Raw genomic sequence first — 15659 nt, forward strand, 5'->3', positions numbered from 1 at the left:
GAAACAAAAGTAGAAGGAACGAAAACATGGAAAGACGATAACGCGAAAGATCGTCCGGAAATGATTAAAGTAGACCTTCTACAAAATGGTACAGTGATTGCCACGCAAGAAGTAAGCAAAGCAACAGGCTGGAAATACGAATTCAAAGATTTAGCAGCATACGATGCAAATGGAGTAGCGTACAAGTATGAAGTGAAAGAACAACCAGTAGCCGGATACCAATCTGACGTACATGGTTATGACATCACAAATACAAAAATCAAGGAAGAACCAAATGTAGATCCAAAAGATCCAAGCACAAATCCGAAAGATCCAAGCGCAAATCCAAAAGATCCAAGCACAGATCCGAAAGATCCAAACACAAATGCAGACGAAAATAGCGATTCAAAAGTTCCACCTACTACAGAAAATGATAAGCCAACATTACTTCCCAACACAGGAGGAACATCAGCAGAAATGAGTTCAATTCTTGGAGGTATGGTATTGTTCCTTTTAGGTGGAATCCTACTCGCTCGTCAGCGAATAAAATAATAAAAAAGCTTTAGATTATTGATTACACTGTAATCTGAGTAGCTGACAAATTAAAAAATTACTATTGATATTGCTCCCTTTGGGGTAAGTATTCAAAAACACTTCACGATAAAGTGAAGGGAAGAATGCAGCCTGAAGGGTTTTTTTTATAGAAAAAAGAGAGCAATTTCAAGGTGGACTCAATCAGCGGCCCTAAAGTAATAACAAAACCGTCTTTAAAAAGCCTATTATCCACTGGGCCATAAGCTTAGAGTGTGGTATCGCATGTAATGTAAGGTCAATGCTATACAATAAACGTGTTTTTATTTATATATTACGATTTTAATTATACACGATAATACCATGTAATAAATATGCTTTTATGCATATTTGTTTTTTTTTCTTTTTCAATAAATAGCCACCGATTAATCGGTGGCTTGAAATAGTATTAAGCGGCTTTTTGTTCTGTTTTCAGGGTAGATTGAAGGCTATTATAGACGCCTGTACCAATGACCTCTAATGCCATTTTCATACGTTCTAGCGAAATATTTTCTAATACGTTATCTTGGGGTGTGTGATATACCTTTTCAATATGATAGATTAATGGATTCCAACTATCGACGCCCATCCAAATAAATAGTGCAGAAGGAATACCGACTTCAGCAAACGGTACATGATCACTAGAGCCAAATTTCCCTTGTTGTACGAGATCATTATTTAACTGTTTACCTGCTTGCAAGGCTGCGTCTGTTACAAGGTTTGGAGAACCGTTAGGCGTCATAGCATATAAATTTTTTGCCTTATCGTAATTTGTTGCAACCATGTCTGCGTTAAAGACACCTAAAATTCGATCACGTTCTTTTTGGGATAGACTATTAACGTAATAATCGGAGCCGAGTAAGCCAGTCTCTTCAGAACCAAAAGCAATAAAACGAATTTCTTTATCAGTTTCTACATTTTGAAAAGCACGAGCTAACTCTAATACTAATCCTGTACCAGAAGCATTATCGTTTGCTCCAGGTGCTCCAATGACACTATCATAGTGCGAACTTACAACGACAGCTTTTTCATTACCTGTACTGTTTTTTGGTTTCTTTTTAGCGATGACGTTTAAGGATTTTAAATTAGATTCATGTCTCGCTTTTAGGGAAAGAATTGTTGACCCTTTTTTAGCGATTTCTTCTTTAAATGCATTTCCTTGCGCATAAGCAAGACCGAAGACAGGGACAGACTGCTTTTTCGTTAGGCGAGGATTGAAAGTTTGTCCGTAGTTTCCACGACCGCCAATTAAACTGTATAAAAGAACACCTTTTGCTCCTTTACTAACAGCGTTTTCAACTTGTTTATTGTAGTCTGCAACTGTTGTTCCTCTTTCAAATAGAACAATCTTTCCATTTACTTCATTTGGAATATCCTCTAATTTTGTCCCACCTTGAACAAAGATAAGAGGAGCTGTAACAGTTTCTGTAGAAATTAGTGCGTTAGGAGCAGCGCCAGCTTGCCAATTACGCTTTGTGGATAATGGGGATTCAATAAAGCCAACGTATTGATCCGGCACTTGAAATGGCTGATATTCTACTTCATAACCCATTGATTTAAGTTGCATACCAACGTAGCGAGAACCCCATTCTTCTGATTTTGTTCCACCAGGGCGAGGACCAATTGTTTCGGATAAGAAACGGATGTGTTCGATGGCGCGACTTGCATCAACTTGTTTTGTGATAGGTGAAGTCTGTGTGATTTCTGACGTGGAATCAGCTTTGACTTGTCCAATTGGAGCCAAGCTAACAGCGAGTGATACAGCAAGCAAAGAGCTTACTATTTTTTGTTTTAAAGATTTTTTCATTTTTTCCTCTCCTATTCTTCTATTCTCTCTGACTGACAAAAGAAGACGGATAACGACTTTATTTTACCTTTATATTTTTTATTTTTCAATATTCTGACATTGATAAATAAAAAATACTATATGCATATTTGCATATTTTTGATGGAGATATGTATGCTATCATTTTAAATGAAGGTTCGCTTTCTGCTTGGAAAGCTCCTACATTGCATGAATCTAGTGTACCCAAACTTTAGATTATGTAGAGAAAAGAATCCACTGTAGGGTTTCTTTTCTCATGTTTGAATCATGTGATGATAAATATGTTTCCGCATTTCATAATTATCATCAGTGATATATGTAAGGCATCCATATGAAAATACGAGGCTGTTCAAAGGTTTTCCGTACTTTTGGGCAGCCTCACCCCGTTAAAAAGGTGATGCTTTGATGCATCACCTTTTATTTATATAAATTTTTGCATACCTAAAAGTAATAAAAAATAGCCGTTTGGTAGGTTTCTGCTACCAAACGGCTATTTTTTATATTTCTGTTAAAATTATCGGCTCACCACGTGTTACGACAACTGTATGTTCACATTGTGCAACAAGGCTTTTGTCAGGAGTAACGAATGTCCAACCGTCATCACCGCGTTCGATAATATGATCAGCTTTCATAGAGATAAATGGCTCTACAGCGATAACAAGACCGTCTTTTAGAAGCGCACTATCCATTGGATCATAATAGCTTAAAATGTGGTTTGGTGCTTCATGTAAACTAAGACCGATACCATGACCAGTTAAGTTTTGAATAACATTGTATCCACTTTTATGTGCGAAGTTTGAAACCGCACGACCAATTTGATTTTGTTTTGAACCAGCTTTAACTTTTTTCATTGCTGCCCAAAATGCGTCAACAGCTGCTTGGCAAAGTTTTTCTTTTTCTTCGTCTTTCCCAAGTACAAATGAGATACCCGTATCTGCATAATAACCATCAAGTGCGGCAGATACGTCGACGTTTACTAAGTCGCCTTCTTTTAATACACGATCTCCTGGAATGCCGTGAGCAACTTCTTCATTTACACTAATGCAAGTTACACCAGGGAAATCATATTCTTTTTCAGGTGCAGAAATAGCACCATGCTCATCTAATACTTTTTTACCGATCAAATCAAGCTCTCTCGTTGTCATACCTGGCTTCGCTTCTTTTTTCATTTCTTCACGTGCAAGCGCAACGATGCGGCCGATTTTTCGTAAGCTTTCTAAATCCTGTTCATTACGAATAATCATGAAAACCACTGTCCTTCCTCGAATATATATCTTACCCGATTGTATCATGTTTATTTTCGTCCTGCTACTCGCTTGCGGTATGCGGGTTGATTCCTCACACAAAGAATACATGACAATTGTCATATCGATGTCATGACGCATCATACTGTTTCCTAACTTTTCCAAGGAATACAATGTAAATATAAGAAACAGCGGGGGTGGAGAGATGGAAAAGGTTATTGAGATAAATGGTGTTTCTAAAACATTTAAACATAAAAACGCAGTAAGTAACGTTTCATTTCACGTGGATAAAGGGGAAATAGTAGCATTACTTGGACCAAATGGTGCGGGGAAGACGACGATGATTTCGATGATGCTTGGATTAAAAGATCCTACAGAAGGGACAGTTTCTATATTTGGAAAGAGTCCAAAGCATAGAGGCGTTCGTAATAGCCTTGGGGCAATGTTACAAGAAGTAAGTGTGATTGATAGCATTACAGTGGAAGAGGCAATTGAGCTATTCCGCAGTTATTATACAAACCCGGTAGCGAAAGAAACATTACTACAGTTATCAAATTTGGAATCAGAGCGAAAGCAAAGATGTGAAAAGTTATCAGGTGGGCAAAAAAGAAGATTAAATTTTGCACTCGCACTTGCGGGAAATCCAGATTTGTTATTTTTAGATGAGCCGACAGTTGGAATGGATATTACGTCTCGAAGAACGTTTTGGGAAACGATTAAAAAGTTAGCAAGTGAAGGGAAAACGATTATTTTAACAACACATTATTTAGAGGAAGCAGATGCGTTGGCGAATCGTATTTTATTGTTTGCGAACGGAAAGATTATCGCAGATGGCACACCGGATGAGATGAAAGCGACGATTTCTCGAAAAACGATCTCGTTTTATTCTAAAGAAAAAATCCCTAAGAGTTTACTAAAGGAATTACCGTATGTAACAGAAGTACAGTCAAATGAAGGGCGCTTCACTTTAACGACGGAAGATACAGATGCCACTCTACAAGCAATTTATCAGAAGAATCTACCTGTAACAAATGTTTCAGTTGAACGTGGAAGTCTCGATGAAGCATTTGAACAGTTTGTCGCAAATCAAAAGGGGGAAATTGCATGAAAGCTTTATGGATGCAATGCAAAATAGAAATTTTACGTACGTTCCGTAATAAATTATTTATCTTTTTCTCATTATTAATGCCAGTTATGTTTTACTACATTTTCACAAATGTTGTGCAAGTGCCACAAAACGGAGATGCGTGGAAAGCACATTATTTAATTTCTATGGCGACTTTTAGTATTGTAGGGACTGCACTTTTTAGTTTTGGTGTGAGACTTTCTCAGGAAAGAGGGCAAGGTTGGACACATCTTCTAAAAATTACACCGCTTCCTGAAGGGGCGTATTTAACAGCAAAAATTATCGCTCAAACAGTAGTAAATGCTTTTTCAATCTTAGTTATTTTTATGGCAGGGATATTAATTAATCATGTTGAGTTAACGGTAGGACAATGGATTGGTGCTGGATTATGGTTATTGTTAGGTGTGACACCATTTTTAGCACTCGGAACAGTAATAGGTTCCATTAAGAAGGCAGATGCAGCTGCTGGCCTAGCAAATATTTTAAATATGAGTTTAGCTGTAATTGGCGGGTTATGGATGCCGATTGAAGTATTCCCGAAAATATTAAGAACGATTGGTGAATGGACACCGACATACCATTTCGGAAGTGGTGCGTGGGATATTGTAGCTGGAAAATCAATTGGATGGGAAAATATCGCGGTATTAGGAGGTTATTTCCTTATGTTTGTTGTAGTATCAATATATATAAGAAAAAGACAGGAAGCGGTATAAATGATAGAGAAGAAGAGGATGGAGATTTTTCCGAAACATATGGGTTTTTTTCCGTATATGTGGCTCGTATATTTGTTATTTCCAATTTATAATTTAACACAAGTATCAGGATGGAAGCTTGTAATGGGGATCGGTATGTTGATAGTCTTCATTATCACATACCGTCAACTTTATTTTGTTCAGAAGACGTTCGTTTTGTGGGCGTTTATTCAAATGATATTAACCTTTTTATTTGCCATATTTTATAATCCTTTCATGATATTCTTTGGCTTTTTCACGGCAAGTGCGATGGGATTTGCGCCAAGTAAGAAAGTATTTCGAGTGCTACTATGTCTGTTAGTTGTAATGCTCGGAGCATTTGTATTTGTAAATATGAATCAACTAACACCGGCAAATTTAGTAAATATCGTTCCGATGTTTATTTTAATGCTTCTTACGCCATTTGGTATGCGTAATTTTAATCAGAAAAAGATGTTAAAGAACCAATTAAACGAAGCGAATGAGCAAATTAAAGATTTAGTAAAACGTGAAGAACGGCAGCGAATTGCACGGGATCTTCATGACACGTTAGGTCATACGCTATCTCTTATTACGTTAAAAAGCCAGCTTGTTGAGAAGTTAATCGTAAAAAATCCAGAGCGTGCAAGTGTGGAAGCAAAGGAAATTACACAAACATCTCGTACCGCTTTAAAACAGCTGAGGGAATTAATTTCTGATATGCGCATGATTACAGTAGAAGAAGAGCTTGAGCAAATAAAAGCGATCTTACAAGCTGCTAATATTGAATTAGAAATAGAACAAGAAGCGAGTGCAAGTTCGTTATCACCGATTGAACAAAATATTTTAGGAATGTGTTTACGTGAGGCTGTGACGAATGTTGTAAAACATAGTAAGGCGACGCAGTGTACAGTTTCTGTATTAGAATCACAAGGTGAACTGATTTTGAAAGTAGAAGATAACGGAATTGGTTTAGAGGATAAAAACAATGATGGAAATGGTATTCGCGGTATGAAAGAACGAATTGCTCTTATTGATGGATTTGTTGAACTAAATACGATACATCCAGGGACGCTATTAACAGTAAAAGTACCAGTTGTCATTAGAACAGGAAAAGATGAGGTGAGGGTATGATTCGAATTATTATTGCGGAAGATCAACGGATGCTTCGTGGTGCATTAGGGGCCCTACTTGATTTAGAAGATGATATGGAAGTGATTGGGCAAGCCGCGAACGGGGAAGAGGCATTAAAATTAATTGAATCGTTAAAGCCAGATGTAAGTATTATGGATATTGAAATGCCGATTCAAAGTGGATTGGATGTCGCTGAGACTTTAAAGAAAGAAAAATCATCATGCAAAGTAATGATTTTAACAACATTTGCAAGACCTGGTTATTTTGAACGAGCAATGAAAGCTGGTGTGCACGGATATTTGTTAAAAGATAGCCCAAGTGAAGATTTAGCCGCAGCGATTCGTAATGTAATGAAGGGAAAACGAGAGGTTTCTCAAGATTTAATGTTTGGTTTATGGCAGGAGCAAAATCCGTTGTCAGATCGTGAAAAAGAAGTATTGTTACTTGCTAAAGAAGGAAAGACTGCAAATGAAATTGCGAAAACACTTTATCTTTCACCGGGCACAGTACGTAATTATATTTCTGAAGTGTTAACGAAGCTTGACGCAAAAAATAGAATTGAGGCAATTACAATTGCGGAAGAAAAGGGATGGATATAAAAAGAAGTTTACCTACGAACGGTAAACTTCTTTTTTATTATTATACTTCTATTACTCTATTTATTTTTTGTAATGGTTTATAACCATGTGCTTCAAATGCTTTTGCAAATTCATTTGATACGGCATTTCCGTATAAATCTTTTGCAGCTTGTACGATGTGGGATTGGAGTGATTCAAAATCTTCAGCTGAAGTTGCGTAATTTTGCAATGTGCGCATAACAACTTTACTTACTTTTTCGTTGCCTTGTTTTTGAACAGCAACATTGTTATATGTTTTACCTTCAGCTAATTGATATAATACGTGGCTGATGATACCAGAATTTACGTGAGACTCTTGATTATTTCCATCGTTATAAAAATCTTGTAAGTTTGTATATAATTTATGACCACCGTCACCAATTTCTCCCGGGATGTCACGGATTGTTAGGCCACCTAGTGTATCGCCCATAATCCAGTTTCCCTTATCTTTCTTTACATAATATTCGATTTGCGTGCCCCAAAAATCTGCTAATCCCTCGTTTAACGCAGATGTTTCAGCGCTTGGATATCTCACAATTTTATTCTTTGTCGTACCGCTGAATACAGCATGTCCAAATTCATGGGCTGTTACATCAAGGGCTGAAGTGAGCTTTCCGTTTAAACCATCACCAAATACCATTTGATTCCAAGCAGGGTGCCAAAATGCATTTACATAATCTTCTTTTACACCATCACTAACTTCAGTAGAATCAAAACCGTGTACACTAGCAACAACTTTTGAATCTTTATTATCGTAACTTTTTAGATTATGTTCTTTTTTGAAGTAGTCATAAATATCACTCATATTCTTCATAGCACCCGCTGCTTCTTTATCTGCAAAGTTAGGAGTGCTACTTGAAACTATTGTCCCTGGATAACCAGCTTGACTATATCCGCCGAGAGAGTCCGCATAGTTTGCATTATAAATATATATGCCAGTTCCGCGTGATAGATCAGCTAAATAAAATTTTCCGTCAGTCCCTTTGGCGATATTGAAAGAGATGTTTTCTTGAAGTGCATTTTTCCCAGTTCCTTGCTCATTTGCGAGGGATAGTCTAGGTGATGTTACTTGATTTATAGTTTTATTCTCTTTATTTTTAATGAATTTTTCTTGGAAAAGTACCTCGCCAGTTTTTAAATCAAGGATTGCATTACCGTTTATAATTTGTTCATTGTTTTCGTAAGTAAAGGTAATAACAGTTGCAAATGTGTAATATCCATCTTTTTTCTTATAAACAACGGTTTCGTTGGTGAATTCTGTCTCAGTCGCATCGCTTGGAATTTGAAGTATATCGCGTAATTTAGATTTTACTTCATTTTTCGACAAAAAATTTGTTATAGTAAGATTAGGTTGTTGGTCTAAATTTTGGACAACTTTACCACTAACAGTTGTAATTACTCCATTTTTATCTACGTTTACAATAAGATCTTGACCATATACTTTATAGTTTTTGTAAGTTTGTGCAAGGCGAACTTCGGTTTGATTTTCTTTTGTTTCTTTATTTGTAGGTTGAAAATCAACATTTTTTTCAGTTGTAACTTGCTCTTGTTGAGCTTTAGCCCCGTTTACCTCACCTTTTAAATATTTTTTAGCAATATTCTCTTTCGTATCATTTTGAGGTTCTGTTAATTTTCCGATTGTTAAACCAGGCTGAGCAATTTCAACTTTCACTTCATTTTTGTTTAATTCTTGGGCATGAATAGCTTCTGTGGATAAAGGACAAAGGAGACCGAATGTAACGAATGCACTAGCAAGTTTTCTATAATTCATCTATAACACTCCTAATCTATTGTATGTGAGATGAATTGTATGAAACATTTGCCAGATTTTATATATATTATGCATTATTTCATATCAAAAATTGTCGAATTCACATTATTGTAGTGGTATGACAACTCAAAAAATTAGATTGTTATAATGGGATGGTGAGTAAGTATGCACGCAGAAAAATTAGGAATTGAAATTAAGAAAATTAGGGTGATGAGAGGATTAACACAAAAACAGTTATCCGAGAACATATGTCATCAATCAGAAGTGAGTAGAATTGAATCGGGTGCGGTATACCCAAGTATGGATATATTGCAAGGTATAGCAGCAAAATTACAAGTTCCCATTATTCATTTTTATGAGGTACTCATTTATTCTGATATTGAGAGGAATAAGCAGTTAAAAGATCGAATTATTATGCTTTGTAAGCAAAAAAAATATAAAGAAATTTATAATAGGGTATGGAATGAACTGAAAAAGGAAGAATATCATCCCGAGCTTCAGCAATTTCTTCAATGGCAATACCATGTAGCAGCTTACGTATTGAAAAAAATTGATTACGAATATTGTATTTTAGAATTAAAGAAATTGCTCAATCAACAATTGGCAGGAATAGATGTATATCAGAATCTTTATATTGAAAACGCAATTGCAAACATTTATGCTGAAAATGGCTATTTGAAGAAGGCTATTGAGTTATTTGAAAATATATTAAAACAGTTAGAGACATTGCATGATAATAAAGAATTTGATGTAAAGGTGAGACATAATCATGCAAAAGCATTATACTCAGATAATCAATACGAAGAAGCGCTTTGCCACGCAAATAAAGCTATTGAACTATCGTGTCAAATTAATAGTATGACATTGATTGGACAGCTATACTTTCGAAAAGGTGAATGCCTAGCAAAGCTAGGGTCTGATAGAGCAGAAATTGAAGATGCTTACGAAAAAGCATGCTTCTTTTTTGATATGTTAGGAAACCACGCATTAAAAGAATCACTTATGAAAAAAATGAAAAAATAAAAAAGACCTAAAAAACAAATATGCATAATTGCATAAAATGTGGATAAATTTTCATGGTATATTTAAAGAAAAAATGCAGGTGATGGAATATGAAGAAACTGCTTATTGGTAGTCTATTAACGTTAGCGATGGCATGGGGTATTTCATTAGGAGATATAGCATTAGAGAAAAGCCAAATAATTTCTCATAATGATCAAGAGGTACAATTAGCTCAAGAGGTACCTTATGAGTACTAAAAAACAACCGTCTTACTTAGGCGGTTGTTTTTTTATGGAGTAACATCCAAACGTCTTTACTAGAAACAGGTTTGCTAATAAAGAATCCTTGAATGTGGTCACAGTTTTGTTCATAAAGAAATTTCCATTGTTCTTCTGTTTCTACACCTTCTGCAATAACTTCTAAATTTAATTCTTTTGATAGTGTAATAATGGAAGAGATAATTGCTTCCTCTAAAGGACTTGTTGTAATTCCACAAATAAATTCTCGAGCAATTTTTAATGTGTTGATTGGGTATTTTGTTAAATAAGCTAAAGAACTATAACCAGTTCCAAAGTCATCTATTGAAATTTGAATACCGAGATTTTGAAGCTGCTCTAGCTTTGCAACTACAGATTGATTTTGGTTAATAGCGATACTTTCTGTAATTTCAATATCTAGTGCTTCCGGTTTTAGTTCTGTTTCTTTCAACACCTTTGAAATAGTTGGGATTAAATCTGTATGGTTAAATTGAACAACAGATAAATTCACACCAACTTTTAAGTGAGAAAAACCTTGATTATGCCATCTTTTTGCTTCTGAGCAGGCAGTACGTAAAATCCAATTTCCAAGTTCAATAATAAATCCTGTTTCCTCTGCTAGAGGAATAAATTGGGCAGGAGATACGATACCGAGTTTTGGATGTTTCCAACGAATTAACGCTTCAAAACCGATAATTTGTTTTGTTTTTGTGCTTACTTGTGGTTGGTATTCAAGGAAAAATTCATTTTGTTGTAATGCTTTTGAAAGTTCGCCTTCTAAGAATTGAATCTCATTTTGCGCAATACTTATTTCTTTTGAGAAGAAAACAAATCGATTTTTCCCATTTGCTTTCGCGCGATACATAGCCATATCAGCATTTTTCATTAATTCGGTTACATCATTTCCATAATCAGGATACATTGCGATGCCGATGCTCGGTGTAACAGATAGTTCTTCATCTTTAATGAAGAATGGTTTGTTTAAAATAGTTAAAATCTGTTCAGCTATAAAAGCCGCACTTTTTTCTGAGTACATATCTGGTAATAGAATTGTAAACTCATCTCCGCCTTGGCGGGCAACGATATCTTTTGAACGCAAACATCCGCGTAACCTTTTTGCTACTTCAATTAGTAATAAGTCTCCGACATCATGACCGAGTCGATCGTTAATTTTTTTAAATCGATCTAAATCAAGAAACATGACGGCAACATCATTTGCGCTAGTTTGAGCTGTATTTAAAATAGTCTTTAAATCTTTTTCGAATTTGCGGCGATTTGGTAATCCAGTAAGTGCATCATGAAATGCCAAATGTTCTACTTGTTTTTGTTTTTCATATAAAGTTGTAATATCACGCGCTATCCCAAACATCCCAACAACTTCTTTATTTATAAAAGTAGGTATGAGTGTAATGTGAAGGTAATAGTAATAGCCTTCTTGTTCTTTCGTACGAACCTCTAAAGTTTGTGGTCTACCTTCTTTTGTTATTTGTAATGCTCTTTTTAGTAAGTCATGATCTTTTGGATCAATAAAGTGCAGAAGGGAATGGCTTGCTACTTCACAATAGTAAGCTGTAAATAAGCTTTCACAAGCTGTGTTAGATTGCTGAAAAATACCATGCATATTTAAAGAGAAAACGGCATCAGGATGATCTTCAAATAAAGATTTATAACGTTGTTCACTTTTTGATAACGCAGAAGCACCTTCTTCAACTTCATCTTCTAGTTGTGTAGTCAGCTGTTCATATGTATCAATTAAGACTTTATTATCTTTCCACATGTAAAGTTGTCGCAAGAATAATAAAATAAGTGATAATACAAGACCAATTAACATGAATTTATCATCCCAAGGCTGAATGATAATAAAGGAAAAAGTCATGATTATACTAAAATAAGGCAATATAAAGCGTACATAATCAAATCGATAATATTTCGTTTTTGTTTCGTGTTGCATTGGCTTATCTAAAATGTATAGTATGGACGATAAACCAATTAATAAAATCGAAGCAGTATGTATTAAATAAGAGAATTCAGCAGAAGTTTTTATTCCTGTGTTTAACTGGAATAGCTGTATATATCCGTATACAAGAATGATAGTAAAGCCAATAATTAATGAAATTCTACTAGAAGAATATTGTTCTCTTCTATATAGGCTAATAACGGCGTAAATGACTAATGATTGTGCAATAAAATATCCAATTAAAACCCACGTATCCTTTGTTAACGTATGAAAGCTTGAAAGATCTAAAATAAAGGTTAAGGTAAAATAAATATTCATAATAACGATAAAGATACTATCGAATGAAAATTGAGCAAGGCCTCTAATAGAGTAATGTTTTATGAACTTTATAGAAAATCCAGAAAAGAGTAAAATATATTGTATGATGAAAAAAGGTAGTGCCTCATAAGAGAATAGGACTTGATCGCATATAGAAAGTGAATGAAGGAATAAAGTTATCTCCATAGCCAATCCACATAGGCAAGTACATAATAATAACACCCAAAATAATTTATCACCACGCTTCATTTTTTTAATTGCTTTATAGGAACAATAACAAGAAACGATTGCGGCAAAACAAAATAAGAAAAGGATTCCAATTTCTTTTATGTTCCACTCATTTGGAATAAGGAATATCCAAAGAGAAAATACAATTATATACATCATGACAAATTGTACATATTTTTTTTGATTAATCATATGATGACTCCGTTTCAATAAAGTTGAATCGCAGGATGAAAATGCTAATTTAAATAATATCATATAAAATAGGAACTTTTTTACTATAAGAATTACTTTTTGAAAAAAACAACGCAACATGACAATTTACCATTGTAATGTTGCGCCATTTATTCTTTTGATTCCTTTTATAGAAGAAAGCTCACTTATTAATTGTAACATTGCTAAATCTTTCTGTTTACTTTCAATCATAATATCAAAATTATAATTAATTTTTTTTGCAATGTGTAAAAAGGGCTTAATAAATTCTAAATTAATATAATCTGCATGAGCCCTAAATTCTTTTTCTGATTTAGGAGAGGAAATATGAACTTTAGGTGGGATATTTGTATGTGACCAAGTTTCAAAAATTGCAGGAAGTAACTCTTCTAGTGATTCTTCGCAAAGGTTAGCCATGTAATGATGATAATCAAATACGAAAGGGATCTTTTCTTTTTGGCAAATTGATAAAGTTTCAGCAGTTGTATATGTTTTATCATCATTTTCTAGAGTCATTTGTTTTTTTATATGTGCAGGAAGTTTTTTTATGTTTTCATGGAAGCGTCCAACTGCTGCTTCTTTATTTCCGTAGGCACCACCTACATGAATGTTAATGTAAGAAGAATCTGCAATTCCTATCGCATGTAATACTTTATAATGATAGGTCATATCCGTAACTGCATTAGTTGTAATATGCGGCTTGTCGCTTGTGAATAATGTAAATTGATTTGGGTGGAAACTTACTCGTAAATTGTGCTCTTGAATTAACGACCCTATTTTACGCCAAAGCGGCATGAATGCTCCAATATAATCAAATTCAACTTCAGGGTGTGTTGCAAGTGGAACGATGGAAGAAGAAAGACGATATAATGGGATTTCATGTGCGATATTGTAATGAAGGATACGTATTGTATGTTCTAAATTTTTCCTTGTAACATCGTACAGTTTATCCTCTCGCTCTTGTTTATTGAGTTTTTTAAAAGTTGTAAATGTCATCGTTTTAGCAGGAGAACAGTCCCACAATGCCATTGCATGTGAGACGTATCCAAACCGCATAATCATATGGGATACACCTCGTTTATTCCTCAACTTTCTTATAAGAAGAAAGCAAGTATCGTTCCTATCCATTCCTTTCCTCTATCTATAAGGGAAAGCGGGCTAACATCTTCATAGGAAAGTAATGACGCATTTTTTAAATCTTCATGGAATTTATTTTTTACCACCTGTATGAAGTGCCTATCATATAAGAGGCAGTTGATTTCATGGTTAATATATAAACTTCTCATATCAAAGTTTGCAGTTCCAACATCGCAAATATCATCGTCCACTATAATAACTTTAGCGTGAAAAAAACCTTGTTGAAATGCGTAAATATTGCAACCAGCCCGTATTAACTTTCGGCAGTACGGGAATTTCGCTTCTCGAACGAGGGCATGATCAGCCCTTTCTGGAACGAGAATTGTTATTTGGACCCCTCTTTCTCGTGCTTTTAATAAAGCGTTCATAATTTTTTTGCCAGGAATGAAATATGGTGTACCGATAAAAAGTTCCTTTTTCGCACTTTTAATTAAATGTAAAAAGGTATGTTGTAAATAGGCACCATCGGTCGGAATGAATTGATGTAGGATGGTACCAGGTTCCTGTTTCGGAAAATAAAGAGGAGCATCCAATAAATTTTGGTTCGTATCATCCAACCAGTCATGTAAAAATTGCTTTTGTAAATCTTGAACACCTTCTCCTGTAAGACGTAAATGATAGTCTCGCCATAATCCTAATCGCTCATTATGTCCCAAATATTCCTCGCCGATATTAAATCCCCCGATATAACTAATTTTCCCGTCAATCACTGTAATTTTTCTATGGTTGCGTTGATTGGCAGAAAAGAAAGGGAAAGGGAATCTGACTTTATGACAAAAAGAAAAAGAGACACCATGTTTTTGTAGGGAACGAATTGCTTCATTTGATAAATAATGGCTACCAAATCGATCAAGTAACAGTCTTACTTCAATGCCTTCTTTTGCCTTATCAATAAGTAACTTTAAAAATTCACGACTGATCTTATCATTTTTTACAATGAAGAATAAAACGTGAATGTGGTGCTGGGCTTGTTTTATATCAGTAAATAAAGCATCGTATAAATCTTTCCCATATGTATAAAGGTGAAAATCACTTTGACGTAAAGGGAAAGTACGGGAACGCACACGTTTTAAATGAAGAAGTCTCCCATATGAAAGGTCAATTGTGATCCAAAGAGTAACGCATATGAATAAGAGAGAGAAGTAGAACATGAGTGAAGTCCCTCCTTTGCATTCTTTTCACCTTCAGTGTGTTACAAATGATACGGGGAGTAAGAATGCTACCAAAAATTTAACTAGAAGATAGCCCGGTTTGTTCATTAAAGTTTCACTTTATCCCGCTTTAACGGGCAGTAAGACAATCGCCTTAAAATCCGCTGAATACGAGGAAGCTAGGTTGAAATCAACTGCCCGTAAAAGCCCGATTGGTTTAACTAATAATTAGTGGGGGATGGACAGTCCCCACTGATTAAAGTTTCACTTTATAGTTTCACCCAAATAAACAGGTTTATTAAAAAATATGTTGTTGTATAACAAAAAACTGTTGACTGAATGCTCACTCATTATATAATGAAGGTAGGGGATAAAATTCAGAAAATTATATGTTTTTGAAGATTCTAAAAAAGAAAGAAGGCT

13 protein-coding genes are annotated in these 15659 nt (G+C 34.9%); 7 read left to right on the top strand and 6 right to left on the bottom strand.

The window, feature by feature from the left end; genetic code table 11:
* On the top strand, nucleotides 1–531 hold a 531-nt coding region (locus JDS95_RS17545), incomplete at its 5' end, for a Cna B-type domain-containing protein (protein ID WP_199690701.1).
* A gap of 427 nt (nucleotides 532–958) precedes the next feature.
* Here JDS95_RS17545 and JDS95_RS17550 read toward each other — a convergent pair.
* Together JDS95_RS17550 and map are read right to left on the bottom strand one after the other, a co-directional pair.
* The gene (locus tag JDS95_RS17550) at nucleotides 959–2356 is read right to left on the bottom strand and encodes a M28 family metallopeptidase (RefSeq protein ID WP_000749150.1); all 1398 of its coding nucleotides are present in this window, start codon (nucleotides 2354–2356) and stop codon (nucleotides 959–961) included.
* Nucleotides 2357–2871: 515 nt separating this feature from the next.
* Entirely contained in the window at nucleotides 2872–3666 is a 795-nt protein-coding gene (gene map, locus JDS95_RS17555) for a type I methionyl aminopeptidase (RefSeq protein WP_139138356.1), read from the bottom strand.
* Nucleotides 3667–3823: 157 nt separating this feature from the next.
* Between map and JDS95_RS17560 the strand changes: the two genes are divergently transcribed.
* From JDS95_RS17560 to JDS95_RS17575, 4 genes are read left to right on the top strand one after another with little or no spacing between them, the layout of a single operon-like run.
* Entirely contained in the window at nucleotides 3824–4726 is a 903-nt protein-coding gene (locus JDS95_RS17560; RefSeq protein WP_070173993.1) for an ABC transporter ATP-binding protein, read from the top strand.
* Nucleotides 4723–5457: an ABC transporter permease gene (locus JDS95_RS17565; RefSeq protein WP_000646292.1), complete on the top strand. Its 735-nt coding sequence runs from the start codon at nucleotides 4723–4725 to the stop codon at nucleotides 5455–5457. The genes JDS95_RS17560 and JDS95_RS17565 overlap by 4 nt, the downstream gene beginning before the upstream one ends.
* Nucleotides 5458–6588: a sensor histidine kinase gene (locus tag JDS95_RS17570; RefSeq protein ID WP_000570636.1), complete on the top strand. Its 1131-nt coding sequence runs from the start codon at nucleotides 5458–5460 to the stop codon at nucleotides 6586–6588.
* Nucleotides 6585–7187, top strand: coding sequence for a response regulator transcription factor (locus tag JDS95_RS17575; RefSeq protein WP_000619274.1), 603 nt, complete (start codon nucleotides 6585–6587; stop codon nucleotides 7185–7187). The genes JDS95_RS17570 and JDS95_RS17575 overlap by 4 nt, the downstream gene beginning before the upstream one ends.
* Before the next feature lie 40 nt (nucleotides 7188–7227).
* Here JDS95_RS17575 and JDS95_RS17580 read toward each other — a convergent pair whose 3' ends face one another.
* The gene (locus JDS95_RS17580; protein ID WP_001109518.1) at nucleotides 7228–8976 is read right to left on the bottom strand and encodes a M4 family metallopeptidase; all 1749 of its coding nucleotides are present in this window, start codon (nucleotides 8974–8976) and stop codon (nucleotides 7228–7230) included.
* A gap of 165 nt (nucleotides 8977–9141) precedes the next feature.
* Between JDS95_RS17580 and JDS95_RS17585 the strand changes: the two genes are divergently transcribed.
* Together JDS95_RS17585 and papR are read left to right on the top strand one after the other, a co-directional pair.
* A complete protein-coding gene (locus JDS95_RS17585) occupies nucleotides 9142–9999 on the top strand; it encodes a helix-turn-helix domain-containing protein (protein WP_000542898.1) in 858 nt (285 codons plus the stop codon).
* An 89-nt stretch (nucleotides 10000–10088) separates the two neighbouring features.
* Nucleotides 10089–10235 carry a quorum-sensing peptide PapR gene (papR, locus tag JDS95_RS17590; RefSeq protein WP_000734723.1) on the top strand — a complete coding sequence of 49 codons (147 nt, stop codon included), beginning with the start codon at nucleotides 10089–10091 and terminating at the stop codon, nucleotides 10233–10235.
* A 16-nt stretch (nucleotides 10236–10251) separates the two neighbouring features.
* On the opposite strand, the gene JDS95_RS17595 is transcribed toward papR, so the two are convergent.
* The 3 genes from JDS95_RS17595 to cls all read right to left on the bottom strand — a co-directional run bounded on the left by JDS95_RS17595 (nucleotide 10252) and on the right by cls (nucleotide 15236).
* A complete protein-coding gene (locus JDS95_RS17595) occupies nucleotides 10252–12930 on the bottom strand; it encodes a DUF4084 domain-containing protein (protein ID WP_000609946.1) in 2679 nt (892 codons plus the stop codon).
* Nucleotides 12931–13056: 126 nt separating this feature from the next.
* Complete coding sequence (uvsE, locus tag JDS95_RS17600; RefSeq protein WP_000605893.1) at nucleotides 13057–14010, bottom strand: UV DNA damage repair endonuclease UvsE; 954 nt, start codon at nucleotides 14008–14010, stop codon at nucleotides 13057–13059.
* Nucleotides 14011–14042: 32 nt separating this feature from the next.
* Nucleotides 14043–15236 (bottom strand): cardiolipin synthase, encoded by a 1194-nt coding sequence (gene cls / locus JDS95_RS17605; RefSeq protein WP_000499187.1) that lies wholly within the window; start codon nucleotides 15234–15236, stop codon nucleotides 14043–14045.
* Nucleotides 15237–15659 lie beyond the last annotated feature (423 nt).

This window comes from Bacillus cereus group sp. N24 (genome assembly GCF_016483345.1).
In the GTDB taxonomy this organism is placed as follows: Bacteria; Bacillota; Bacilli; order Bacillales; family Bacillaceae_G; genus Bacillus_A; species Bacillus_A toyonensis.